Below are 26,006 nucleotides of genomic sequence, written 5' to 3'. Positions count from 1 at the left end.
CGGATGTCTACAGAAATTACTTATGATGGCGTTGAACAATTGCCAATGCGCAAGTTCACCGAAGACGCTTATCTGAACTACTCGATGTACGTAATCATGGACCGTGCATTGCCTTACATTGGCGATGGCTTGAAACCGGTTCAACGACGCATCATTTATGCAATGTCGGAGCTTGGTCTTTCGGCATCAGCAAAATACAAAAAATCGGCACGTACCGTTGGTGACGTGTTAGGTAAATACCACCCGCATGGTGACTCAGCATGTTACGAAGCGATGGTATTAATGGCGCAGCCGTTCTCTTACCGTTACCCTCTGGTGGATGGTCAGGGCAACTGGGGTGCGCCGGATGATCCGAAATCATTCGCGGCAATGCGTTATACCGAAGCAAAATTGTCTAAGTTTGCGGAAGTTCTGCTAGGCGAATTAGGTCAAGGTACAGTTGAATGGCAACCTAACTTTGATGGCACGATGAAAGAGCCTCAAATGTTGCCAGCACGCCTGCCTCACATCTTGCTAAATGGCGTAACTGGTATTGCTGTTGGTATGGCGACCGATATCCCGCCTCACAACGTTCGTGAAGTAGCGGAAGCAACCATTCATTTGATCGATAATCCTAAAGCGGATTTGTCCGATGTAATGCAGTTTGTGAAAGGTCCCGATTATCCAACGGAAGCCGAAATTACATCACCAAAAGCGGAAATCGAGAAGATTTACCGTAACGGTCGCGGCAGCATCAAGATGCGCGCAGTATGGCATAAAGAAGGTTCAGATATTGTTATCACTTCTTTGCCTCACCAAGTATCGGGCGCAAAATTGCTTGAGCAAATTGCGAACCAGATGCGCGCTAAGAAACTGCCAATGGTTGACGATCTTCGTGACGAATCGGATCACGAGAACCCAACGCGTATTGTTGTCGTGCCTAAGTCAAACCGTGTCGATTGCGACTTGCTGATGAACCATTTGTTCGCATCAACGGATCTTGAGCGTAGCTACCGAGTTAACTTGAACATGATAGGTTTAGATAACCGTCCTCAAGTTAAAGGCCTAGTGCAAATTCTGTCTGAGTGGATCGAATTCCGTCGTACAACCGTGCGTCGCCGTTTACAGTATCGCCTAGATAAAGTAATGGCTCGTCTACACATCTTGGAAGGTTTGTTGATTGCTTACCTAAACCTAGATGAAGTGATTGAGATCATTCGTACAGAGGACGATCCAAAAGCCGTACTGATGGCTCGTTTTGGTATTACCGATATTCAGGCGGATGCGATTTTAGATACCAAACTTCGTCACTTAGCAAAACTCGAAGAGATGAAGATCCGTGGTGAGCAAGATGAGCTAGAGAAAGAGCGTGAGAAGTTAGAACAACTACTCGGTTCTGAGCGCCGTCTAAATACACTACTTAAGAAAGAAATCAAAGCAGACGCAGAGAAATACGGTGATGACCGTCGTTCACCAATGGTTGAACGAGCAGAAGCAAAAGCATTAACCGAGCGTGATCTCGTACCAAGTGAGCCAATTACGGTTGTTCTTTCTGAGAAAGGCTGGATTCGTCACGCGAAAGGTCACGATGTGGATGCCGAAGGTTTGAACTACAAGTCGGGGGATAACTACCTAGCGCACGCGCGTGGTAAGAGTAACCAGCAAGCGGTGTTCTTTGGTAGTGATGGTCGAAGTTACTCATTGGAATCGCATTCATTGCCGTCCGCTCGAAGTCAAGGTGAACCGATTACTGGCCGCTTGAACATCACGGCAGGCAGTAGCATCCGCCAAGTGATCATGGGTGAAGAAGAGCAGTTATGGTTAGTTGGCTCAGATGCAGGTTATGGCTTTGTGTGTAAAGGTTCTGAATTACTATCGAAGAACCGCAGTGGTAAAGCACTGGTGACGTTACCTGCGAATTCTGAAGTGATGACGCCAAAAACCATTGCTGATTTGGACTCAGATGAAATCCTTGCGATCACGAATCAAGGTCGTATGTTGTTGTTCCCAATTAAAGATCTGCCGCAGTTAGCGAAAGGTAAGGGCAATAAGATCATCAATATTCCAGCGGCAAAAGCGAAAGAGCGAGAAGAGGTTCTGTCGCACTTGATGGCTCTACCACAAGGGGCATCACTGATATTATACGCTGGTAAACGTAAACTAGGTCTTAAGCCAAGTGATCTGGATAATTTCCGTGGTGAACGTGGCCGTCGAGGCAGTCTACTACCGAGAGGCTTGCAACGCGTGACGCGTATTGATGTTGAGATGGGCGTAAGCTCTGATGCATCAGAACAGCCAAGTGATAGCGAATAAGCACCCATATCCTAGTTAAAAAAAATCCCAGCCATTTGGCTGGGTTTTTTTATGCTTCTTGTTTGTCTTCGGCGATGGTGACTTTTAATGTCATTTCTTTTCCTTGACGAATGATCCCTACATCAACCGTGGTTCCTGGTCTCAGGTCGGTAACAATATCCATAACACTTTGGCGACCCTGAACTTTTGTGCCATTGATGCTAATGATAATGTCTTGCTTCTGGAAGCCAGCTAAACTCGCAGGGCCATTTGGATCTATGCCGAGAACGACGATGCCGCCGATATGTTGGTTACCCAGTAGGCGCGCGGTGACAGCATTGATGTCCTGACCATCGATACCAATATAACCACGAATAACACGACCATCGGCAATGATCTTTTGCATGATTTTATTCGCTAACGGGTATGGGATGGCAAACGATATTCCATAGGTTTCTAAATCTGTCGCTTGTTGGAATGAAGCGGTATTAATCCCGACAAGTTCACCTTGTGTATTGACTAATGCACCACCGGAGTTGCCCTCATTAATTGCCGCATCGGTTTGAATAAATGCTTGTCGACCATCACTAATAGATGAGCGTCCTGTCGCGGAAATGATGCCGAACGTGGTTGTTTGGCCTAGGTTATATGGATTACCAATCGCAAGAACCACATCACCGACTTGAGGTGTGTATGTTGTATTCAGTGGGATAACAGGAAGATTCGTACCATCAACGCGCAAGATAGCGATGTCTGTTCGTTTGTCGGTACCGACAAGTTGCGCAGCGGCTGCACGACCATCTTGTAGGGCGACCACAATTTGATCGGCTTGAGCGACCACGTGGTAGTTGGTAATGATGTAGCCTTTTTCACTGACGATGACACCAGAGCCAAGCCCCTGAGTGGATAACTTGCTTCGATCATGTTCAACGTATTTACGGCTGTATATATTCACCACTGCAGGTGCCGCTTTCCTAACGGCTTGGTTAAAAGAGACCTCAAGGGAGGCGATATCACTTGGCTGTGGATCAACGAGCGCGGCAGGGATTACGTTGCTACGTAGTGATGGGACGGCAAGCAACACAATGGTAGCGGTCGCTAAGCCTAAAAAGACAGAACGTAACAAAAAGCTAAGCATATCCTCTCCATGCTTGAATGCCAAAATGGCATAGAAAATTGAAAGATAGCATTACATTGATAAATAACAAAAGGGCAGTATGCCATCATACTGCCCTTTAGAGAGGTGGTTCAAATGATTAACGCACGATGAGATAGATCGTTTGGTCTCCACGTTGAATATTAAGCGCTAAAACACCTTTGTGATTTTCTGCAATCGAGCGCAATTCTGCTAGGTTTTTCACGCGTTTTCGGTTTACACCTATGATGATATCACCTTGTTCTAGCTGATATTGAGCGGCAGGTGAATTTTCTGTCACGCTGGTGACTTTCACCCCTTGGATTGCATCACTAGGAGCGGTGTTGCTTAACTCCGCCCCTTTTAGACCCTCATGCAGTGTTTCAGCTTTGGCTTTTACGGTGCTGGCTTCACCCAGTGTCACCTTGAATGATTTATTTTTGCCATCACGAATCACGCCAAGAGATATCTCTTTTCCTGCACCTAGCGTTGCGACTTTTGCTCGAAGTTCAGAGAATGTTTCAATGGTTTTACCATTGACGGAGATAATCACATCCCCCGCTTTTAACCCGGCTTTATCCGCCGCACCATCTGGCACGACTTGGCTTACGAATGCCCCTTTGCTCGATTCATAACCGAGTGCTTCTGCAAGCTCTGAGGTCACCTCGCCACCTTGAACGCCTAACATGCCGCGTTTGACTTCACCGAATTCCAAAATCTGATCTGTGAGGTTTTTCATCATGTTTGATGGAATGGCAAAGCCAATGCCCACGTTACCCCCGTTCGGTCCTAATATCGCAGTGTTGATACCAATCAGTTCACCATTTAGATTCACAAGGGCACCGCCCGAGTTACCGCTGTTAATCGCGGCATCGGTCTGGATAAAGTTTTCAAAATTCTCGACATTTAAGCCGCTTCGCCCAAGCGCTGAAACAATGCCTGACGTAACCGTTTGTCCTAGACCGAATGGGTTACCGATCGCCACAGTAAAATCACCCACGCGAAGCTTATCCGAGTCCGCTACTTTAATTTGAGTCAGATCTTTGGCTTTTTCTAACTTCAGTAGTGCAATGTCAGACATTTCGTCCCCACCCACAAGTTCTGCATCGTATTCACGGCCGTCATATAAACGAACACGAATCTCATCAGCGCCTTTGATTACGTGGTAATTTGTGACGATTTGGCCTTTTTGGGCGTCAATGATTACGCCGGAACCTAGCCCTCGGAAAGGACGCTCACGGGTTTGTTCTGTTGGGAACTCTGGCCCAAAGAAAAACTGAAACTGCTCAGGGATGCGACTGGTTTGAACTTGCTTCCCCTCTACTGCAATGCTGACCACGGCTGGGGTCACTTTTTCGAGCATTGGAGCAAGGCTAGGCAATTGTTGCCCATCAACACTTAATGGAAGTGCTGCTGATACAGTTATTGGGGTGATGATTGAACTCAAGCTTAAAGACAGAACGGTTAACGCAAGCAAAGGTTTTTTCATCGAGTAACTCCTCTTGATACAAGTCTGCCAAAAAGAAAAATCCTAACCACTATTAACATGGGAATGGGTCGGGAAAGTCAAAGGGGATGGCAGTTCACTGCAATTTAGAGATGAGTTATGCAAGAAAGTTCAAATAGGGCTAACACAAATTAATAAAAAATGCGTATTAATTAGCCCTATTAAAGGGGATGGGGAGTTAAGAGGCTTTTGCTGTCACAACATCAGGAGCATTAATGATTTCTTTTTCCTGATCTTTCAAAAGACCGGTCGCACCGTTAGCGTAGTCTTTTGGTTGCTCGTTAGCATCGGCTTGATCTTCTTCAATCTGCTCCGATGACATTGCCGTTTTCTTATCGAATGGGTTGTCTTGTTCTGGCAGATTTGGCAGAAGCTCAGAAGAGGTCTTCGCCATGTGCTGATAGAGTTTAGTGTAATCTTTACCCAAGGTATCCAGCATTTCTGCGGTTTGTGCAAAATGATCAACGAGATCTTGGCGTTGTTGTTCTAGCTCAAATTTTGCTGATTCCAGCTCTTTTTGCACAGACTTTTGTTTTTTGTATCCTGGGGTGGTTAATCTACTTACGACCACGCCTACGATGGTTCCGACCAGCAAACCCGCAACGGCATAAATCCAAGGCATAACTGCTCCTTATAGTTGTATTTAACAAGTCTTTTACTACTTAGTTACACGCAGTGCTTGACCATGTTACTATGGCTTGCACAGTCGATAAAGAAAAATAGAAGCGATGTTTCTGGAGTGCAAGTACCCTCTACAGAATGAAACAAACTGACTGTTGCGTGACACATTTTCTCTGTACCTCTGATACGACGTAATGCTATGACACCATTAAAACGATACCAAAGAGACATTGCAGAACATGGATTCCAGCCTGATGAAGCTCAACATGCTGCTGTTACCGCTTTAGATAAACTCTATTACGCCATTGCGGAATTTCAAACCGCCCCCATCCCTCAGCTTAGTACCTGGCAAAAGTTGCTTGGCAAGAAAGCAGAATTACCCGAACCACCCAAAGGCCTGTATTTTTGGGGGGGAGTGGGGCGCGGAAAGACCTATCTGATGGATGCCTTTTATGATGCTTTGCCAACAGAAAAGAAAATGAGAGTGCATTTTCACCGATTTATGTATCGTGTGCATGATGAACTCAAGCGGTTGGGAGAGGTTGAGAATCCACTGTCGAAAGTGGCTGACCAATTTAAAAAGGAAGCGGATATTGTCTGTTTTGACGAGTTCTTCGTGTCCGACATTACCGATGCCATGATTTTGGCGACGTTATTACAAGAGATGTTTAAGCGCCAGATGATTCTTGTTGCGACATCCAATATTGAACCGGAAAACTTGTATCGCAATGGCCTGCAACGCGCTCGTTTTCTTCCTGCTATCGCATTAATTCAGCAGCGCTGTGACATTCTTAATGTTGATAGTGGTGTGGACTATCGCTTAAGAACCTTAGAACAAGCAGAGATTTATCATTACCCGCTTGATGAGCAAGCTGCAATCAATCTAAACCGCTATTACCAACAGTTAATTGGCGAACGAAAGGTCGCGAGTAATGTGATAGAGATTAATCATCGTGATATTGCTGTCATGGAAGCCAGCGATGGCGTGCTGCATGCGACGTTTGAGCAACTCTGTCAAACCCCACGTAGTCAGAATGACTATATTGAAATCTCGCGTATCTACCACACTGTATTGTTAGGTGGTGTCAAACAGATGGATGGCAAAATGGATGATGCAGCAAGGCGTTTTATTGCGTTGGTCGATGAGTTCTATGAACGTAACGTTAAATTGATTATTTCCGCAGAGGTCGCAATGCCGTTACTTTACTCGGATGGCCTGCTGGAGTTTGAGTTTAAGCGTTGTTTATCTCGCTTGACGGAGATGCAGAGCCACGATTACCTCACTAAAGAGCATCTGGCTTAAAATAATCAGCAGTTATAAAAAAAGAGAAGAAAAAATTAGTGATTTGGCGCAAAAAAAGGTGATTTTTTCTTCGGTCTTCTCTATAATCCTGCGACCCACCGTTACTGCAGACCTGATTATCGAAGTTATTTCGACATAGAAGGTCGAGAGAACCAACGACTCGAAGGGGTGATGACTGGGCTCTTAGACAGTGTGGGAGCACTATTGGGTGTTCCTTAAAGTTTAAATTTTAATTAACGGGTTATTATTAGCATGAAAACTTTCGTTGCTAAACCAGAAACTGTAAAACGCGACTGGTACGTTGTAGACGCAGAGGGTAAAACTCTAGGCCGTCTAGCAAGTGAAATTGCATCTCGCCTACGTGGCAAACACAAAGCTGAATACACTCCTCACGTTGACACTGGTGATTACATCATCGTTATCAACGCTGAGAAAGTTGCTGTAACTGGTAACAAAGCTAAGAACAAAGTGTACTACCGTCACTCTGAATTCCCAGGTGGTCTAAAATCTATCACTTTTGAAAAGTTGATCGATCGTAAACCTGAGATGGCTCTTGAGCTTGCAGTTAAAGGCATGCTTCCACGTGGTCCTCTAGGCCGTGCTATGTACCGTAAGCTTAAAGTTTACGCGGGCGCTGAGCACAACCATGTTGCTCAACAACCACAAGTACTAGACATCTAATTGGGGATTTCGAAAATGGCAGAGAATCAATACTACGGCACTGGCCGTCGCAAAAGCTCAGCTGCGCGTGTTTTCATCAAACCAGGCAGCGGCAACATCGTAATCAACAAGCGTAGCCTTGATGAGTACTTCGGTCGTCCAACTTCTCGCATGGTTGTTAAACAACCTCTTGAGCTAGTTGAACTAACTGAGAAGCTAGACCTATACGTTACTGTTAAAGGTGGCGGTATTTCTGGTCAAGCTGGTGCTATCCGTCACGGTATCACTCGCGCTCTTATGGAGTACGATGAGTCTCTACGTCCTACTCTACGTGCAGCTGGTTACGTTACTCGTGACGCTCGTTGCGTTGAACGTAAGAAAGTTGGTCTACGTAAAGCACGTCGTCGTCCACAGTTCTCTAAGCGTTAATTTCCTCTTATCGGAAATTATGCTGGTCCAGAGTTACTCTGGAAACTGTGCATCAAAGCTCGGCTATATGCCGGGCTTTTTGTTTTCTAGTGTTTTAAACACGCCTCTTTAAGTCACCTCGTGTTACACGCTTTAATTAATATCATCGCAACATTTCTTGGTTTTATAAGCAGAGTTTTTGTTATTTCATGTGCTACAACCTTGTTCCAATAGAAAGGCGTAGTACGCAGCAATTGCTGCTCAATACATTACCTAATCACCTGAAAATAACCGATTTAAGGGGAAACTAAGCTCTCTTTTTACGGTTATTGATTTTGCTTTCTTGTTGCAAATCACATCTATTTTTTAGAATTATGCTGCTTTTGTGACGGCGTGGGCGATTTGCCTCACAAATGTTACAAAAAGGTAGCTTTATCTTGTCAAAAAGTAGGGTTTTCTTTATCATTTCTCTCCAATAAATAGAACTAAATTCATTATTTGTTAGCCATGCTCTTATTAAGCGGAATAATAACGATCCAAAGGGAGCAAATGGGAGAATGTTTGGATGAGCAACGCGCCTTTAAATAACGGTCGCAGGCGTTTTCTAACCGCTACAACGGCAGTTGTTGGTGGTTTAGGAGCAGCTGCCGTCGCCGTTCCTTTTATAAAATCATGGAACCCGAGTGCCAAAGCAAAAGCGGCTGGCGCGCCGGTGGAAGTGGATATCAGTAAAATTGAAGCTGGCCAGATGGTCCGAGTTGAGTGGCAGGGTAAACCTGTATGGGTAGTACGCCGAACTCAAGAAGTGGTGGATAACCTAAAGAACATTGATGGACAGCTTCGCGATCCAAAATCAGAAATGGAACAACAGCCAGTTTACGCTCAGAACGAGTATCGCTCGATAAAACCTGAGTTTTTTGTGGCGGTTGGCTTCTGTACTCACTTAGGTTGTTCACCGACTTACCTACCTGATACCTTTGCTGAACAAGTTCAGGGTGTTAAGTCTGGTTTCTTCTGCCCATGTCATGGTTCTAAGTTTGATATGGCTGGTCGAGTGTTTCAGGGAGTGCCTGCTCCACTGAACCTTGTGGTTCCTAAGCACATGTATTTGAGTGACACGAAGCTCATGATCGGTGTTGATGAGGGAGACGCATAATGCAAGCACTATTAGACTGGGTAGAAAAACGACTTCCAGCGATGAATGCCTATAAAAAGCATTTGTCTGAATACCCAATGCCAAAGAATTTCAACTTTTGGTACCTTTTTGGTTCTTTGGCGATGTTGGTGTTGGTTAACCAAATCCTAACGGGTATTTGGCTGACAATGAACTACGTACCGTCTGGTGATGGTGCGTTTGCCTCTATCGAATACATTATGCGCGACGTTGAGTACGGTTGGTTGCTGCGTTATATGCACTCAACAGGTGCGTCTGCGTTTTTCGTTGTGGTATACCTGCATATGTTCCGTGGTTTGATTTACGGTTCATACCAAAAACCTCGTGAGTTATTGTGGATCTTCGGTATGTTGATCTTCTTAGTTCTCATGGCTGAAGCATTCATGGGCTACCTATTGCCATGGGGTCAGATGTCCTACTGGGGTGCACAGGTAATTATTTCTCTGTTTGGTGCTATTCCTGTTATTGGTGATGATTTAACGCTTTGGATCCGTGGTGATTACATCATCTCTGGTGCAACGTTGAACCGTTTCTTCGCACTACACGTTATTGCTCTGCCTATCGTGCTACTTCTTCTTGTTGTGCTACACGTATTGGCGCTGCACGAAGTTGGTTCTAACAACCCAGATGGTATCGAGACTAAGCTACCAAAAGGTTCAATGGGCGACGATTACAAAACGCAATTCAAGTTCCACGATTACTACACGAAGAAATACGACATCATCGATTCTATTCCTTTCCACCCGTACGGTACAGTTAAGGACTTGGTTGGTGTGGCTGGCTTCTTGTTCTTCTTCTGTTACGTGCTGTTCTTTAATCCAGAGATGGGTGGGTACTTCCTTGAGCCGCCTAACTTTGAAGCAGCAAACCCACTGAAGACACCTGAGCATATCGCTCCGGTATGGTACTTCACTCCGTTCTACGCAATCTTGCGTGCGGTTCCAGACAAACTATTGGGTGTTATCTTAATGGGTGCGTCGATTGCAGTACTGTTTGTTCTACCGTGGTTGGATCGCTGTAAAGTACGTTCTTACCGTTACCGCAGTAAGATCCACCTATTGAATATCGTTCAGTTCACTATCGCCTTTATCGCTCTAGGTATTTTGGGTGCACTACCGGCAACGCCGCTGTACACAATATTGTCTCAGATCTTTAGCTTGTGTTACTTCATGTTCTTTGTGTTGCTGTTCTTCTACAGCAAAAATGAAGCGACCAAACCATTACCAGAGAGGGTGACATTCAAATGAAGAAGTGGATTGTAATTCTATTTGCTATGTTGCCATCTCTTGCGATGGCAGCGGGGGCCAACGTACCGCTAGATAAGGCAAACGTAGACCTAACGGATAAGGCTTCGCTGCAAAATGGTGCGAAGCTATTCATGAACTACTGTTTTGCTTGTCACTCTACACAGTATCAGCGTTACGAGCGAGTGGCGACAGACTTGGAGATTCCAATTGATCTAATGAAAGAAAACCTTATTTTCGATCCAGAAGCGAAAGTAGGTGATCTTATGGTCAATGCCATGCCAGCAAAACAAGCCGGTGATTGGTTTGGTGCTCCACCACCAGATCTTACGTTGGTGGCGCGAGTTCGTGGTGCAGATTGGTTGTATACTTATTTACGTGCTTTCTATGTTGACCCATCTCGTCCATTTGGCGTGAACAATTTAGTTTTCCCAAGCGTGGGTATGCCTCATGTTCTTGAAGAGCTCCAAGGCATTCCAATGCCGGTTTATGGCACAAAAGTTGTCGATGGTGAAGAAGTCCAAGTGGTTATTGGTACAGAAACTAACGGTACTGGCGAGCTGAGCGCTGGAGAATACGACAAAGCGGTCGGTGACCTAGTGAACTTCCTTGTTTATTCAGGTGACCCGGTTCAACTAGAGCGTCATGCGCTGGGCTGGTGGGTAATGGGCTTCTTAGTTCTATTAACTATTGTTGTCGTGTTGCTCAAGAAAGAGTATTGGCGTGATGTGCATTAATTGTGCTATCATACCGTGCTAATTCCCAATTTTAATTGATGGATAATGGAGGCTTAGCCTCCATTATTTTTATTTGTAAGTGTACTGGAGGGCTCCATGGCTGTAGCTGCCAATAAACGTTCTGTGATGACTCTTTTCTCAAGTGCATCAGATTTGTATAGCCATCAGGTTCGCATCGTACTAGCTGAAAAAGGCGTAAGTGTAGAAGTTGAGCTTGTTGATGAAGCAAACCTTCCTGCTGAACTTGTAGAGCTAAACCCATACAAATCAGTGCCAACTCTTGTTGACCGTGAGCTAGCTCTTTACGATTCAAAAATCATCATGGAGTACTTGGACGAGCGTTTCCCTCATCCACCTCTAATGCCTGTATACCCAGTTGCACGTGGTAACAGCCGTTTGATGATGTACCGTATTGAACGTAACTGGTACTCACTCGCTGAAAAAGTTGTTAAGGGTAATGCTGAAGAATCAGAAAAAGCACGTACTAAACTACGTAACGATCTTCTGACTCTAGCGCCAATCTTCGCTGAATACGAATACTTCATGAGTGAAGAATTCAGCCTAATTGACTGTTACCTAGCTCCACTACTGTGGCGTTTGCCTCAACTAGGTATTGATCTTGTTGGCCCTGGCTCAAAAGAGATCAAAGTTTACATGAACCGTGTATTTGAACGTGACTCATTCCTTGCTTCTCTAACTGAAGCAGAGCGTGAAATGCGCCTAGTTCGCTAAGCGATTTAGATAACACGTTATGGATATTGCAAAAATGACTGCTCGCCGTCCGTATATGCTTCGCGCATTTTACGAATGGTTAGTAGACAACGACTTAACTCCTCACTTGGTTGTTGACGCAACATTGCCGGGTGTACGTGTGCCAGTTGAGTTTATTCAAGATGGTCAAATTATCCTGAATATTGCTCCTCGTGCAGTCGGACAGCTTGAGTTGGGTAATGATGCGATTACTTTCCATGCTCGTTTTAGCGGTCGTCCGCATTCGGTTATTGTGCCGATGTATGCGGTTCAAGCGATTTACGCTCGCGAGAATGGCGCAGGTACCATGTTTGAACCAGAGGAAGCGTACACTCATATTGAGGAAGAGGGGATTGTTGAAGAAGAGCAATCACCATCATTCACAACCGTGAGTGGCGGTTCAGACACTGATGAGTCAGAGTCTGAGGAGGAAGAAGCGCCTCGTCCAAAAGGTCGACCAAGCTTAAGAGTTATCAAATAAAAAAAGCAGCACGAGTGCTGCTTTTTTATTGCGATTTATTTACCTTTCAAGACAGTGCTTACCTACTCAAGCGCTTCTTTTTCAGTTGCATTCACTTCTGTCGCTTCACCATATTGAAAGCCTTTGATCACTTGTTTTACACCTGAGATATTACGTGCAATCTCTGTCGCTCGTTCACTCTGCTTTGGTGTCACGTAACCGAATAAGAAGACATCGTTATCTTCAGTGATGACTTTGACTTTTACGCCATTAAGCTCGCTATCGGTGAGAAGTGCGGATTTTACTTTCGTTGTAATCCAACTGTCGTTGCTGATTTGAGTCACGCTTAGCGGCTCTTTTTGCTTAATTTGGTTGTGAATATTTTTCACGCCCTCAATATCACGAGCTCTGCGTTCAAACTCATTGATCAGCTCGTCGGTAGGCGCCTGCCCCATCAGTACGACCGTTCCGTTATACGAGCTTGCGACAATACGAGTTTTGCCTTTGAAAGGTGCTTTGTTACCAATGGCGGCAATTTCGAATTCGATATTGTTATCTTGCCAAATTTCTTTGGTTGTACGTGTATCAGTGACGATATTGGCAGTGGTTGCAGCCCCTGCGATAAACAAACCAGCACAGCCGCTCATGCTGAGCGCAGCGCATAAAATGACAAGACTACGTATCATAATTCTAAACTCTCAATATTGGTTATTCTTCGTGAGCGGGGAAAAGTACTTGGTCGATAAGATCGCACAGGCAGTGAAGGGTCACCATATGAACTTCATGAATTCGTGCTGTACGATGCGATGGGATACGAATCTCAACATCGTGTTCACCAAGTAAACCAGCCATTTCACCACCATCCTTACCCGTTAAGGCAATAATGGTCATATCACGTGTTACTGCGGCTTCCATTGCTTTAAGAACGTTTTTGCTGTTACCACTGGTTGATATCGCTAATAAGATATCGCCAGGTTGGCCAAATGCGCGTACTTGTTTAGAAAAAATCTCTTGATAGTGATAGTCATTTGCTACAGCAGTCAGTGTTGTGTTGTCTGCCGTTAATGCCATTGCTGGTAAGCTTGGGCGCTCTGTTTCGAATCGATTTAAAAGACAAGATACAAACTGTTGCGAGTTCGATGCACTGCCACCGTTACCACAGCATAGAATTTTGTTGCCATTAAGTAGGCTTGAGACCATCGCTTGGGCGGCATGAGTAATGGCATCTGGAAGTGCTTCCGCTGCCGCAATTTGAATTTGAATACTTTCAGTAAAGCTGTCTTTAATGCTGTCTAGCATTGGTTATCCTTCAGAGATTGCATTTTGTATCCAGTTAATGTCTCGCCCCTCATTGTGAATGGCAATCACATCAAACCGATAATCTAAATTTTGAGCGTTGTATTGCTTTTGTCGAAGCCAAATATGCGCTGTTTTTACCAGCTTACGCATTTTAGTGTAAGTGACCATTTCAGCCGCTGACCCATAATGGTCGTTTTTACGGTATTTGACCTCCACAAAAACAATAGTTTCACCTTGTTGGAAGATTAAATCAATCTCGCCGACTTTGGTCAGGTAATTTTGTTGGAGAAAACGTAAGCCCTGGCGTTGCAAGTATTGCTTAGCCAGGGCTTCATATTGGTTTCCGATATGGCGTTTACTAAAGAGCACCGCGCTCCGCCCAACTGAGTTCGCGTTGAACGACACAGTTGTTATCAATACTCAGTACCCCAGTTTGCCCGTTGGTTGAGTAGCCAGGAACGGCTTTCATCTGTGGCAATTCACCAATCAGTTTATACGCATCCATACCTAGTGCTTCTAAGCGTTTTTCCATATTCGATTGCTCAGACCATAGTTCATTCATTTCAGATGCAATGGTCGGGTCGGCATTGATCAGCAACGGAATGTCACTGTACGTTACGCCTGAAAGATCTTCATACGTTGCACCACCAGTATTACTGCGGGAGTTCGAAAACAGTTTAGGTGGCTTAGCATCAGGGTTAATGGCGACCTCAATAAATGGCTTGATAAGCGTAAGCTCAGAACTTCTTGCTACGATATATACCGCATCCACATCTCTTCGGCTACGAGGTTGGGTTTCTAGCGGGATGCGCATCAAGGATTGCATTTGAGCAATACGCTGTTGGCTTTCTTGTAAACCAAAGACGTCGTTGATGTTCTTTTGTAATTGGCGCTTATCGCCAAAGTAACTGGTTGCAACCTTGTTTGAGCTGTATTTATCCCATTCTTCATCAAATGCTTTTACAACACGCTGACCATAACTGCCAGTTGGAGCCAAAATGAGTGGATAACGGTAGCCTTGACTGAATAGGTATTTCGCCGCCTGTGCCACTTCCTGTTCTGGTGATAGCGCTAGGTAGCACATGTTTGTGCCAGGTTGGACATCCTCTGGAATGTTGAGAGCAAGCGCAGGTATTGCAACGCCTGTTTCAGAACCATCGAGCGTGGATTGCAATAACTCGACGTTTTCTTTTTGTAGTGGGCCCACAACAAAATCGATGTTTTCATTGATCAGGCGTTGTTTGATTTCATCAGCGCTGTACGCATGTGTATCAATGACGGTTAATGTCGCGCTTGGATCTCGAGTTGCATCATTCATCATGGCAAAAATAAAACCATCACGAATGAGCTGAGCCTGCGGTGCAAACTTACCAGAAAGTGGCAATAACAGTGCGGTTGCGTTCGGTTTTACAATGTCTAGTGACAGAATGCTTTGAATTTCACTTGGCGTATAGATGGCCGCTGGATGCGATGGATTTTCGCTAAGCCAACGCTCTAGCGTCGTTTTTAACTGAGGAATGTTATTCGCCAGAGTTTTGGCGTAAATCGCTAATTGCAACCAACCGTCTAGTACTTCTTCACTTGGATCGGTTTGCAGAGCGGTAAGTTCGTATTCTGAATAGCTAGCAAAATTCATCCAAATGCGGCTAGAGATTTCACGTTGCTCGGCAGATGATGCATATTGGCTTTCTGAAACCAACTGACGGTTGGCTTCAAAAGGCTGGTTTAAGCTCTGGTAGGCCTCCGCGCGCAGGGAGTAGTAATCTTTCCATTGCTCACTTGGTAGTTTCCACCAAGGTTGGAAATTGAGTAGTTTCAGCAATTGTGAGTAATTGCCTTGTTTTTGCTGTATGGTCGCGCGGGCCAGTTGCCACTCGGCTTGCTGAACTTCGGTCAATTGTTGACGAGCAAGACGTTTGATGAGCAGTTCAGCTTGATCCAATTCATTGGCTTGGATCGCTGCTTTTGTTGCCATGATCAACCAGTCGTTTTGTAAGCTACCTTCGGTGCTGTCCGCTTGAATCATGTAGCTCTGAGCTGATTGTGTCGGCTCAAGAGTAATGTCTACGCTATTTGGTTGGCGCGGTCCTGAAGAACAGGCTGCGAGTGTAATTGCCAGTGCAACTGGAGTAAGTAAGCGTGGTACACTGAGTCTCTTATGGTTCATCATTGCCGTGAGTTCTCTATAATTTTGTACAAAATTGTCTCTATATTAATCGTTGAAGTGATGGTAAACAAATGACAGATAAAAATAAGTTGCCGAATGAGGGGCCAACTCTCTACATCGTACCGACTCCAATCGGAAATTTAGCGGATATCACTCAACGTGCTATCGAAGTTCTGTCTACAGTGGACATGATTGCCGCTGAGGATACTCGACATACAGGCAAATTACTGTCTCACTTCAATATTCAAACCAAAACTTTTGCACTGCACGATCATAATGAACAGCAAAAAGCGCAAGTTCTGGTTGAGAAGTTATTATCAGGTCAGTCTATCGCTCTCGTCTCTGATGCTGGTACACCGCTAATCAGCGATCCAGGATACCATTTGGTGACAAAATGTCGTCAAGCGGGCGTTAGAGTTGTGCCGCTTCCTGGTGCGTGTGCGGTCATTACAGCGCTAAGTGCTTCTGGCCTCCCGTCGGATCGATTTAGCTTTGAAGGCTTTCTACCACCGAAAAGCAAAGGCCGTAAAGATAAGTTCTTAGAAATTGCGTCTGTTGAACGAACTTGTATCTTTTACGAATCGCCACATCGCATTTTAGACTCTCTACAAGATATGTTAGACGTTCTTGGCTCAGAACGAGAAGTCGTATTAGCACGAGAGCTCACTAAAACCTTTGAAACTATTCAAGGAATGCCTCTTGGTGAGCTTATTGAATGGGTGAAAAGTGACGACAACCAACAGCGCGGAGAAATGGTACTGTTGATTCATGGCCATCGTGAGTCTAGTGACGAGAGCCTACCTGATGAAGCAACGCGCACGCTTGGTATTTTGACCAAAGAGTTACCTCTTAAAAAAGCGGCGGCACTGGCGGCGGAGATTTACAACGTAAAGAAAAATGCATTGTATAAGTGGGGTTTAGAGAATCTAGGCTGATTTAAGTGATAGATTGACCGCTATAATGTCATGGGCCGATGTGAATGCATCGGCCCTTTGTTTATTTGAAACCAACGCTGTCTTCGAAATATCGTCATCAAGCAAAGCAGAGTTAAGCAAAGTAAAGAGAACAGAGCAGAAGATAAATAAACGTATTGCTGTTCCCCTGCACCTAATGTAACGCTAAAGTATCGTCTAAAAAAACATCATTTGATTCGCGCATTTCATCATATCTGTGATCTGACTAGACTCTGAGGGGATAACTCTATACAATCCGCCCTCGGAGCTGACTGGGTAGTCGCTGCTTTGTTGATGTCCTTCGGGAGACTGACGTTGAGGTCCCTTTGGGAGACTGACGTTGACGTCCTTCGGGAGACTGACAAAGGGGAGGAAAGTCCGGGCTTCATAGAGCAAGGTGCCAGGTAACGCCTGGGGGGCGCAAGCCTACGACAAGTGCAGCAGAGAGAAGACCGCCGATGACTCTCTTTTTCATTAGAGAAAGGGAGAACAGGTAAGGGTGAAAGGGTGCGGTAAGAGCGCACCGGACGACTAGTAATAGTTCGTAGCAGGGTAAACTCCACCTGAAGCAAGACCAAATAGGCCTCCACATTGCGTTGCTCGCGTAAGGAGGCGGGTAGGTTGCTCGAGCCAGTGAGTGATTGCTGGCCTAGACGAATGGCTACCGCCGCGCAAGCGGAACAGAACCCGGCTTATGTGTCGGCTCCACCTATTCGAGACCCATCATTACGTTATGTAATGATGGGTTTTTTGCATTTTATTGACGTAAACTATGTCATTGCCAATAAACTTGGCACTAAATCACGTCTAACTTTAGACTTCTAGTGGCGATGATGTGGGAAATCAGTACACTAAAGAATCGCTTCAAGATCATTCAACGAGAAAGCTATGACCGAAACCTTCCAACATATCTCCGTGTTATTAAATGAATCTATCGATGGCTTGGCTATCAAACCTGACGGTATTTATATCGACGGAACATTTGGCCGCGGCGGTCACAGCCGGACAATCTTGTCAAAATTAGGCGAAAATGGGCGCCTATACAGCATCGACCGTGACCCACAAGCGATTGCTGAAGCAAACAAAATTAACGACCCTCGTTTTACTATTATTCATGGCCCGTTCTCAGGCATGGCGCAATACGCACATGATTATGATCTAGTGGGTAAAGTTGACGGCGTACTGCTTGATCTTGGTGTATCGTCTCCTCAACTTGATGATGCGGAACGTGGCTTTAGTTTTATGAAGGATGGCCCGCTAGATATGCGTATGGATCCAACGTCAGGTATTCCGGTGTCTCAATGGCTGATGGAAGCTGATCTTGACGACATTACTTGGGTTATTCGCGAATTTGGTGAAGACAAACACGCACGTCGTATCGCTAAAGCCATTGTTGCGTACCGAGAAAATGAAGAAAACGAGCCAATGGTTCGTACTGGTCAGTTAGCAAAACTGATTTCGGAAGCGGCACCAAAGAGTTTCAAAGAGAAAAAACACCCTGCGACTCGTGCTTTCCAAGCATTTCGTATTTACATCAATAGTGAATTAGAAGAAATTGATACAGCACTAAAAGGTGCAGCGAGTATACTCGCTCCAGAAGGACGCTTATCCGTAATTAGTTTCCATTCACTAGAAGATCGCATGGTGAAGCGTTTTATTCGCAAAGAAAGCAAAGGTCCGGAAGTGCCGCATGGTATCCCGATGACGGAAGCGCAAATTCAGGCTTTAGGCAGCGCTAATATGAAGCCAGTTGGCAAAGCGATTAAGCCAACGAAACAAGAAATTGAACTCAACCCGCGCTCGCGCAGTTCGGTGTTAAGAATTGCCGAAAAGCTTTAATTGCTATGACGAAACCCACTCCTAATCTTGCTAAATTGATTGCAATAGACTTGCTTACTGTTGGTCGTTGGTCTTTGGCGTTGATGCTATTGATATTTGCATCTGCGATGGGAGTGGTTTTTGCTACCCATCATGCGCGTCAAGCCATCACTGAAAAAGATCTAACATTGGTTGAACGAGAACGTCTGGATAGTGAATGGCGCAATCTGATGTTGGAAGAAACTGCGCTTGCAGAACATAGCCGTGTTCAAGACCTAGCCAAAAAGGATCTTGAAATGAAGCGTCCAGATGGCGATAAAGAAGTGGTTATCACGCTAAAATGATTGGAAAAAGAGCCAAATCTAAACAAGGAAAACCGCGCACTAAGTTAGCGACAAAAGAGAAAGTTGCCGCAGCGAAGTCGCAAACTCCCCCTCCAGAAACTGATCCTATTGAGCCTGAGTCATTTTTGATTCGCTGGCGTTTTCAATTACTGTTGTTTTTTGTCTTTTGCGCTTTCGCTCTTTTGGTGGGTCGTGTTGCATATATTCAAATTATTGAACCAGATAACTTGATAAAGCAGGGCGATCTACGTTCTGTTCGCGTTAAAGCGATCCCATCCGCTCGAGGTATTATTTCCGACCGTAATGGCGAACCTCTTGCGGTTAGTGTGCCTGTAGAAGCGGTATGGGCCGATCCAAAAACGATTTTTAAAGAGGACGCGCTCGCCAGAACTCAAAGTTGGTATGCGCTTGCCGATGTCCTTGGTTTGAACCGACAAGAGTTGATCGACAAAATCAAGCGTAACGAAAATCGTCGTTTTATCTACCTTCAGCGTCAAGTTAGCCCAGCGATGGCGAACTATATCCGTGAGCTCAAATTGCCGGGTGTCGGTCTAAAGTCTGAATCTCGTCGTTATTACCCTGCGGGTGAAGTCAGTGCTCACCTGGTCGGCGTGACAGGGATCGATGGTCATGGTCTTGAGGGGGTCGAGCGCAGTTACGATAAATGGTTAACTGGAGAAGCGGGTAAGAAGACCATCCGTAAAGATCGATATGGTCGAGTTGTAGAAAACATTGCCTTGGAAGAAAAACAAGAAGGTAAGCCGCTACAACTGACCATTGATCAACGTTTACAAGCCATCGCTTATCGCGCAATCAAGCAAGCTGTTGCTGACCATCGAGCAACATCAGGTTCGGCGGTGATGCTCGACGTTAAAACCGGAGCCGTACTGGCAATGGTGAATGCGCCATCATATAACCCAAATAATCGCAGCGATTGGCAAAGTTACAAGATGCGCAATCGAATCATAACGGATTCGATGGAACCAGGTTCCACCATTAAGCCATTTGTTATCTTAGCGGCTTTAGAAAATGGGGTTGCGGATAAAGATACCGTGGTGGATACCGGTAATGGTATTTTGCAGTTAGGCGGTAGTCGAGTTCGAGATGTGTCGAAAGTGGGTAAGGCGAGTCTCACTCAGATCTTGAAAAAATCGAGTAACATCGGTGTGACCAAGCTAGCGATGCAAATGCCTGTCGAAGCGCTTTTAGGGTTGTATAACTCTGTTGGCCTCGGAGAGCTTTCTGGGCTTAACTTGATTGGGGAAGTGACGGGTATTTTCCCGACTCGCACACGTTGGTCTCCTATTGAGCGAGCAACGATCTCATTTGGTTATGGTCTGTCGATTACACCCATTCAATTGGTTCATGCTTATGCGACGTTAGGCAACTTAGGTAAATATGAGCCTGTCCATATGATCGAAAGCAACGATATGGACATGTCTCGTCAAGTGGTGAGCAAAGAACATGCACGCCAAGTATTGGATATGCTAGAAACGGTAACACAAAAAGGCGGTTCTGCACGCAAAGCGGCAGTGCCGGGTTATCGTGTCGGCGCCAAAACAGGTACCTCGCGTAAAGCGACAGCGGGTGGATACAGTGATGAATACATTACGTATACCGCCGGTCTTGCACCTGTCAGCGATCCTCGAATTGCACTTGTCGTTATCGTCAATGAGCCACAAGGTGATGACTACTACGGTGGTTCGGTTGCATCTCCCGTCTTTTCTGAAATCATGAAAGGCGCGCTGCAAATTTTGAACATTGCTCCTGACGAAAATAAATTCCAACAATAAACTGTGTATTGATGTGCACTGCTTATTAGACACAAAGTTAAGAAAAGCTGAGCGAACGCTCGGAGAACAAATATGACCAAAGCCATTAGTATGGATACGCTGCTTTCAACGTGGGTTGATTGTCCAAGCTTGTCATCCATTCGTGTCTCTGAATTGGAACTCGATAGCCGAAGAGTTCAATCAGGCACAACGTTTGTTGCTCTTATCGGCCATGTCGTCGATGGGCGTAAGTTTATCCCTGCCGCTATTCAACAGGGTGCGAACGCGGTTATCGCGCAAGCGTGTGGAGAGCATTCACATGGCACCATTGACATCATTGAAGATGTGCCAGTGGTTTACATTGAGGCTCTCGATAAGTGTTTATCTGCAATTGCTGGTAAGCTTTATTCTTATCCAGAGATGGCGCTGATTGGTGTTACTGGAACTAATGGCAAAACCACCATTACTCAGTTAATTGCCCAGTGGATGGATTTGGTTGGCTCAAGTGCTGCGGTAATGGGCACGACAGGTAATGGCTTTCTCGCTAACTTGAAAGAAGCGGCAAATACGACAGGTAATGCTGTTGAAATTCAAAAAACACTCGCGTCACTTGCTGAGCAGAATGCGAAATACACAGCACTTGAAGTTTCCTCTCATGGCTTGATTCAAGGTCGTGTAAAAGCCTTGGCTTTTGCGGCGGGGGTCTTTACCAATTTGAGTCGCGATCATCTAGATTACCACGGCACCATGGAAGAGTACGCCAACGCGAAACGGATGTTGTTTACTGCGCATCAATGTGAGCAGGCGATCATTAACGTCGATGATGCGGTTGGTGCAGCTTGGGCGAAACAACTTCCTAATGCGCTAGCGGTGTCACTCAAGCCAAATTCAGAATTTGAGCAGGCCGTCTTTGCTAATCATATTGCTTACGCTGAATCAGGTATTTCGATTGAGTTTGATGGCAAGTTCGGTGACGGTACGTTGTGTGCACCACTTATCGGGGAATTCAATGCAGCTAACCTAATGCTGGCATTGACCACTTTGCTCAGTTTGGGTTTTGACAAACAAAGGTTATTGGCAACGGCCGCGAAACTGCAGCCGGTACTTGGCCGTATGGAGTTGTTCCAAACGGTAGGGAAAGCAAAAGTGGTTGTGGATTACGCACACACGCCGGATGCCTTAGAAAAAGCCTTACAGGCTCTACGAGTGCATTGCCAAGGTGAGCTTTGGGCTATTTTGGGCTGCGGTGGTGATCGTGATGCAGGCAAACGTCCGATGATGGCAAACATCGCCGAACGTCTAGGGGATAAGGTTGTTCTAACGGATGACAACCCTCGCAGCGAAGACCCTGCTCAGATAATGAAAGACATGCTTGCTGGCTTGTCTAACCCGGCACAAGCGATTGTTCAGCATGACCGTTTTAAAGCGTTGTCTTACGCGCTAGAAAATGCGGCATCACAAGATATTATCTTACTCGCTGGCAAAGGCCATGAGGACTATCAAATATTGAATAGCGGAACCATTCATTACTCTGACCGCGAATCAGCGATGCAACTCCTGGGGCTTTCGTCATGATCTCTATTACGCTTTCTGAAATTGCCAACATCACGGCTGGTGAGTTAATTGGCAATGATATATCTATCGAATCGGTCTCAACGGATACGCGCGCCGTCGAACAAGGGGCATTGTTTGTCGCCTTGGTTGGCGAACGATTTGATGCACATGATTTTTGCCAACAGGCGATTGAGTCGGGGGCGGGAGCCTTGCTGGTGCAAAAAACGTTAGATGTGAATGTGGCACAAGTGCTTGTCGCAGATACTAAGGTCGCATTGGGTAAGTTAGCCGCTTGGGTTCATCAGTCGTGTCAAACGTCAACAGTGGCGATTACAGGAAGTTGTGGCAAAACTACGGTAAAAGAAATGGTTGCGAGTATTTTGCAACGCAAAGGCCGTGTGTTATTTACCGCAGGTAACTTCAATAATGATATTGGTGTCCCACTGACACTACTGCGTTCGCAACAAGATGACGACTATGCGGTGATCGAACTTGGGGCCAACCATATCGGTGAAATTGCTTATACGACTCAATTGGTTAAACCTAATATTGCTATGGTGAACAATGTCGCGGCAGCGCACCTTGAAGGCTTTGGTTCTATTGATGGCGTTAAACAGGCCAAAGGCGAAATCTATCAAGGACTGCCGGTGGTGGTAAGGCAATTGTAAACTTAGATAGCAATGGCGGAACGCTATGGGAAAGCGTGTTAGCGGATAAGGAAGTCATCACGTTTTCATCTCACAACACAGAGGCGGATTTTTATGCCTCTAATATTGTGATGAACTCTGCAGGTGAAGCGAGCTTTAACCTACATATCGCAGCAAGTTCACAAGAAATTGAACTGTCTCTGGGTATTATCGGTCAACATAATGTTGCCAATGCTATTGCGGCTTCCATTATTGCACTGCAATTTGGTGCGACGCTTGAAGACGTGCGCTTAGGTCTTAAGCACTTAAACAAAGTCAAAGGCCGCGTTGAGGTCGATGAATTGAACGATAAGATTAAACTCATCGATGATAGCTATAATGCGAGCGTGCCTGCGATGAAAGCGGCAGTTGACTTGCTAGGTGCATTCCAAGGTGAGCGTTGGCTAATTTTGGGTAATATGGCGGAGTTAGGGCAGGAAAGTCTTGCACTTCATCGTCAAGTCGGGGAACATGCTGCCCCACAAAAATTTGAACATGTTCTCACGTATGGTACAGACGCAAAGGTGATCAGTGAGCTTTGCGACGGTATTCATTTTGAGACGCATCCAGAGATGATTGACTACATCAAGCAGCATCTAGACCTATCTGCATCAGAAAACCACACACTACTGGTTAAAGGTGCGAACGGCGCACGTATGTTTGAAGTCGCTGCTGCTCTGAAGGAGTATTATTAATGATTATTTGGCTTGCTGACTTGCTACAGCCATACCTCTCTTTTTTCCGATTGTTTGAATACCTCTCTTTTCGAGCAATCCTAAGTGTATTGACTGCGTTAGGTCTGTCTTTATGGATGGGACCAATCATGATCAAGCGTCTTCAGATGCTACAAATTGGTCAGGTTGTTCGTAACGAAGGTCCGGAATCCCATTTTAGTAAACGTGGCACGCCTACAATGGGCGGTATCATGATCTTAGCAGCAATCAGCATTACCATTCTTTTGTGGTCCGATTTATCGAACCCGTATGTATGGGCGGTGCTGACTGTTTTGCTTGGTTATGGTGCGGTCGGTTTTGTGGATGACTATCGTAAAGTCGTGCGCAAGAATACCGATGGTCTGATTGCTCGCTGGAAGTACTTCTGGCAATCGCTTATCGCCTTTGTTGTGGCTTTTGCGTTGTATGCGTATGGTAAAGACACCGCCGCCACTCAGCTTGTGGTGCCATTCTTCAAAGACATCATGCCGCAACTTGGTTTGATGTACATTATCCTGACTTACTTTGTCATTGTCGGCACCAGTAACGCGGTAAACTTAACTGACGGCCTAGATGGTTTGGCTATCATGCCGACGGTTCTCGTTGCGGCGGGTTTTGCTGTGATTGCTTGGGCAACGGGTAACGTGAATTTCTCAGAATACCTACATATTCCATACCTACCACACGCTTCTGAGCTGGTTGTCGTATGTACTGCCATTGTTGGTGCAGGTCTAGGTTTCTTGTGGTTTAACACATACCCAGCACAAGTGTTCATGGGCGATGTCGGCTCACTAGCACTTGGTGGTGCGCTTGGTACGATCGCGGTACTGGTTCGCCAAGAGTTGGTATTGGTGATCATGGGTGGTGTATTTGTAATGGAAACGCTGTCGGTCATTTTACAGGTTGGTTCTTACAAACTTCGTGGTCAGCGCATTTTCCGTATGGCTCCAATTCACCACCACTATGAGCTTAAAGGTTGGCCAGAGCCTCGTGTTATCGTGCGCTTCTGGATTATTTCTATGGTTCTTGTTTTGGTTGGTCTAGCGACATTGAAAGTACGTTAATCGCACTTTCCAGAACAAGATAAACTGTGTGAACAAATATGGAACGTTGGCAAAACATACGTAAAGTCGTTGTTGTAGGGCTCGGTATTACCGGGCTCTCTGTCGTTAAACACCTAATAAAAAACCAGCCTCAACTGGCGGTAAAAGTCATTGATACTCGTGCTAACCCTCCGGGTGCAGAGCACCTGCCTGCGCAGGTCGAGTTGTACAGTGGTGGTTGGAATATTGAGTGGCTAGCAGGCGCTGACTTAGTGGTGACTAACCCCGGAATCGCCTTAGCAACGCCAGAAATTCAAACGGTACTTGCTAAAGGTACGCCTGTTGTTGGTGATATAGAACTGTTTGCTTGGGCAGTACAGAAACCTGTTGTCGCAATTACCGGATCGAACGGTAAGAGTACGGTGACGGATCTGACAGGTGTGATGGCGAAAGCGGCAGGATTAACCGTTGGTGTGGGTGGCAATATTGGTGTGCCCGCGTTGGACTTGCTAGAAAAAGATGCAGACTTGTATGTGCTTGAATTATCAAGCTTTCAATTAGAAACTACTTCGAGCTTAAAGCTAAAAGCGGCGGCGTTTTTAAATCTTTCTGAAGATCACATGGATCGCTACGAAGGAATGAACGATTACCGAGCATCGAAACTGCGTATCTTTGATAATGCTGAGTTAGCCGTCGTTAACCGTGATGATCAAGAAACATTCCCAGATGTTGATATGCCAGTTGTGACGTTTGGCAGTGATGAACTCGCGTACGGTCTCGAATCAGATGGTCATCGTACTTGGTTAGTTGACGATGGTCAGCGTGTGATTGCAAGCGATGAGTTAAAGCTGGTGGGTAAACACAACTTAGCAAATGCATTAGTTGTACTGGCTCTACTCAAAGCGGCGGATGTTGATTACCACAAGGCTTTGAATGCACTGAAAACTTACACGGGTTTGACACACCGATGCCAAGTAGTTGCGGATAATCGCGGTGTAAAATGGGTGAATGATTCCAAAGCAACCAATATTGCAAGCACTATGGCTGCGCTTTCTGGGCTCGAATCCAAAGGTAAACTGTATTTGCTTGTTGGTGGCGTTGGGAAAGGTGCGGATTTTACACCGTTACGACCAATCTTAGCGACGCTCAATTTACAGCTTTGTTGTTTTGGTGCAGATGGCGATCAATTTATGCCTCTGCATGAATCCGCCATTCGTTTCGATACGATGGAAGATGTGATTCAGCAAATATCTTCGCAGTTAAAAACAGGCGATATGGTGATGCTGTCTCCGGCATGTGCTAGCTTTGATCAATTCGATAACTTTATGGCAAGAGGCGATGCATTTGCAGCTCTTGCTGAGAAATATGCATAATTAAAGGTCACACA

The 26,006-nt window shown here is 45.5% G+C and carries 23 protein-coding genes, 1 other RNA gene and 1 pseudogene; 18 read left to right on the top strand and 7 right to left on the bottom strand.

Annotated features, from left to right (window positions below; translation table 11 throughout):
* Nucleotides 1-3: 3 nt before the first annotated feature.
* A complete protein-coding gene (gene parC, locus KHN78_RS05800; protein ID WP_211915428.1) occupies nucleotides 4-2,292 on the top strand; it encodes a DNA topoisomerase IV subunit A in 2,289 nt (762 codons plus the stop codon).
* Nucleotides 2,293-2,341: 49 nt separating this feature from the next.
* On the opposite strand, the gene degS is transcribed toward parC, so the two are convergent.
* From degS to zapG, 3 genes are all read right to left on the bottom strand, one after another.
* Nucleotides 2,342-3,409, bottom strand: coding sequence for an outer membrane-stress sensor serine endopeptidase DegS (gene degS / locus KHN78_RS05795; RefSeq protein WP_211915427.1), 1,068 nt, complete (start codon nucleotides 3,407-3,409; stop codon nucleotides 2,342-2,344).
* Nucleotides 3,410-3,527: 118 nt separating this feature from the next.
* Nucleotides 3,528-4,895 carry a DegQ family serine endoprotease gene (locus KHN78_RS05790; RefSeq protein ID WP_211915426.1) on the bottom strand — a complete coding sequence of 456 codons (1,368 nt, stop codon included), beginning with the start codon at nucleotides 4,893-4,895 and terminating at the stop codon, nucleotides 3,528-3,530.
* Between the two features lie 196 nt (nucleotides 4,896-5,091).
* A complete protein-coding gene (gene zapG / locus KHN78_RS05785; RefSeq protein ID WP_128811690.1) occupies nucleotides 5,092-5,535 on the bottom strand; it encodes a Z-ring associated protein ZapG in 444 nt (147 codons plus the stop codon).
* Between the two features lie 198 nt (nucleotides 5,536-5,733).
* Between zapG and zapE the strand changes: the two genes are divergently transcribed.
* From zapE to sspB, 8 genes are all read left to right on the top strand, one after another.
* Nucleotides 5,734-6,837 (top strand): cell division protein ZapE, encoded by a 1,104-nt coding sequence (zapE, locus tag KHN78_RS05780; RefSeq protein WP_211915425.1) that lies wholly within the window; start codon nucleotides 5,734-5,736, stop codon nucleotides 6,835-6,837.
* 252 nt (nucleotides 6,838-7,089) lie between these two features.
* Nucleotides 7,090-7,518 (top strand): 50S ribosomal protein L13, encoded by a 429-nt coding sequence (gene rplM / locus KHN78_RS05775; RefSeq protein WP_005372872.1) that lies wholly within the window; start codon nucleotides 7,090-7,092, stop codon nucleotides 7,516-7,518.
* A gap of 15 nt (nucleotides 7,519-7,533) precedes the next feature.
* Entirely contained in the window at nucleotides 7,534-7,926 is a 393-nt protein-coding gene (rpsI, locus tag KHN78_RS05770; protein ID WP_005436094.1) for a 30S ribosomal protein S9, read from the top strand.
* Nucleotides 7,927-8,470: 544 nt separating this feature from the next.
* A complete protein-coding gene (gene petA / locus KHN78_RS05765) occupies nucleotides 8,471-9,061 on the top strand; it encodes a ubiquinol-cytochrome c reductase iron-sulfur subunit (RefSeq protein WP_211915424.1) in 591 nt (196 codons plus the stop codon).
* A complete protein-coding gene (locus tag KHN78_RS05760) occupies nucleotides 9,061-10,326 on the top strand; it encodes a cytochrome b (RefSeq protein ID WP_211915423.1) in 1,266 nt (421 codons plus the stop codon). The genes petA and KHN78_RS05760 overlap by 1 nt, the downstream gene beginning before the upstream one ends.
* Entirely contained in the window at nucleotides 10,323-11,060 is a 738-nt protein-coding gene (locus KHN78_RS05755) for a cytochrome c1 (RefSeq protein WP_211915422.1), read from the top strand. Before KHN78_RS05760 ends, KHN78_RS05755 begins: the two co-directional genes overlap by 4 nt.
* 96 nt (nucleotides 11,061-11,156) lie before the next feature.
* Nucleotides 11,157-11,792, top strand: a complete 636-nt coding sequence (sspA, locus tag KHN78_RS05750; protein WP_005436105.1) for a stringent starvation protein SspA — start codon at nucleotides 11,157-11,159, stop codon at nucleotides 11,790-11,792.
* Nucleotides 11,793-11,811: 19 nt separating this feature from the next.
* Nucleotides 11,812-12,291, top strand: a complete 480-nt coding sequence (gene sspB, locus KHN78_RS05745; protein ID WP_211915421.1) for a ClpXP protease specificity-enhancing factor — start codon at nucleotides 11,812-11,814, stop codon at nucleotides 12,289-12,291.
* A gap of 62 nt (nucleotides 12,292-12,353) precedes the next feature.
* Here the strand turns inward: sspB and KHN78_RS05740 are convergent, their stop codons facing one another.
* From KHN78_RS05740 to KHN78_RS05725, 4 genes are read right to left on the bottom strand one after another with little or no spacing between them, the layout of a single operon-like run.
* Complete coding sequence (locus KHN78_RS05740; RefSeq protein ID WP_211915420.1) at nucleotides 12,354-12,956, bottom strand: BON domain-containing protein; 603 nt, start codon at nucleotides 12,954-12,956, stop codon at nucleotides 12,354-12,356.
* Between the two features lie 22 nt (nucleotides 12,957-12,978).
* Nucleotides 12,979-13,569, bottom strand: a complete 591-nt coding sequence (locus KHN78_RS05735) for a phosphoheptose isomerase (RefSeq protein ID WP_128811682.1) — start codon at nucleotides 13,567-13,569, stop codon at nucleotides 12,979-12,981.
* Nucleotides 13,570-13,572: 3 nt separating this feature from the next.
* Nucleotides 13,573-13,938, bottom strand: a complete 366-nt coding sequence (locus KHN78_RS05730) for a YraN family protein (RefSeq protein WP_128811681.1) — start codon at nucleotides 13,936-13,938, stop codon at nucleotides 13,573-13,575.
* Nucleotides 13,928-15,739: a penicillin-binding protein activator gene (locus KHN78_RS05725; protein ID WP_211915419.1), complete on the bottom strand. Its 1,812-nt coding sequence runs from the start codon at nucleotides 15,737-15,739 to the stop codon at nucleotides 13,928-13,930. Before KHN78_RS05725 ends, KHN78_RS05730 begins: the two co-directional genes overlap by 11 nt.
* Before the next feature lie 68 nt (nucleotides 15,740-15,807).
* Between KHN78_RS05725 and rsmI the strand changes: the two genes are divergently transcribed.
* The 9 genes and pseudogenes from rsmI (at nucleotide 15,808) to murD (ending at nucleotide 25,992) form a co-directional block, all read left to right on the top strand.
* Nucleotides 15,808-16,671 (top strand): 16S rRNA (cytidine(1402)-2'-O)-methyltransferase, encoded by an 864-nt coding sequence (gene rsmI, locus KHN78_RS05720; protein ID WP_211915418.1) that lies wholly within the window; start codon nucleotides 15,808-15,810, stop codon nucleotides 16,669-16,671.
* A gap of 282 nt (nucleotides 16,672-16,953) precedes the next feature.
* Nucleotides 16,954-17,400, top strand: an RNA gene (gene rnpB / locus KHN78_RS05715) — RNase P RNA component class A.
* Nucleotides 17,401-17,577: 177 nt separating this feature from the next.
* The gene (gene rsmH, locus KHN78_RS05710) at nucleotides 17,578-18,528 is read left to right on the top strand and encodes a 16S rRNA (cytosine(1402)-N(4))-methyltransferase RsmH (RefSeq protein ID WP_128811678.1); all 951 of its coding nucleotides are present in this window, start codon (nucleotides 17,578-17,580) and stop codon (nucleotides 18,526-18,528) included.
* A gap of 5 nt (nucleotides 18,529-18,533) precedes the next feature.
* Entirely contained in the window at nucleotides 18,534-18,851 is a 318-nt protein-coding gene (ftsL, locus tag KHN78_RS05705) for a cell division protein FtsL (protein WP_128811677.1), read from the top strand.
* A complete protein-coding gene (locus KHN78_RS05700; RefSeq protein ID WP_211915417.1) occupies nucleotides 18,848-20,644 on the top strand; it encodes a penicillin-binding transpeptidase domain-containing protein in 1,797 nt (598 codons plus the stop codon). Before ftsL ends, KHN78_RS05700 begins: the two co-directional genes overlap by 4 nt.
* Before the next feature lie 72 nt (nucleotides 20,645-20,716).
* Entirely contained in the window at nucleotides 20,717-22,198 is a 1,482-nt protein-coding gene (gene murE / locus KHN78_RS05695) for a UDP-N-acetylmuramoyl-L-alanyl-D-glutamate--2,6-diaminopimelate ligase (protein WP_211915416.1), read from the top strand.
* Nucleotides 22,195-23,558 (top strand): annotated as a pseudogene (locus KHN78_RS05690) (UDP-N-acetylmuramoyl-tripeptide--D-alanyl-D-alanine ligase). Before murE ends, KHN78_RS05690 begins: the two are co-directional and overlap by 4 nt.
* Nucleotides 23,558-24,640 (top strand): phospho-N-acetylmuramoyl-pentapeptide-transferase, encoded by a 1,083-nt coding sequence (gene mraY / locus KHN78_RS05685; RefSeq protein WP_211915415.1) that lies wholly within the window; start codon nucleotides 23,558-23,560, stop codon nucleotides 24,638-24,640. The pseudogene KHN78_RS05690 and the gene mraY overlap by 1 nt, the downstream one beginning before the upstream one ends.
* A 38-nt stretch (nucleotides 24,641-24,678) precedes the next feature.
* Nucleotides 24,679-25,992 (top strand): UDP-N-acetylmuramoyl-L-alanine--D-glutamate ligase, encoded by a 1,314-nt coding sequence (gene murD, locus KHN78_RS05680; RefSeq protein WP_211915414.1) that lies wholly within the window; start codon nucleotides 24,679-24,681, stop codon nucleotides 25,990-25,992.
* The last annotated feature ends 14 nt before the right edge of the window (nucleotides 25,993-26,006 follow it).

Source organism: Vibrio sp. B1REV9 (assembly GCF_905175395.2).
Lineage (GTDB): Bacteria > Pseudomonadota > Gammaproteobacteria > Enterobacterales > Vibrionaceae > Vibrio > Vibrio alfacsensis.
The sequence above is the reverse complement of the archived record's forward strand: the minus strand, read 5'-3'. Positions and strand labels throughout refer to the sequence as shown.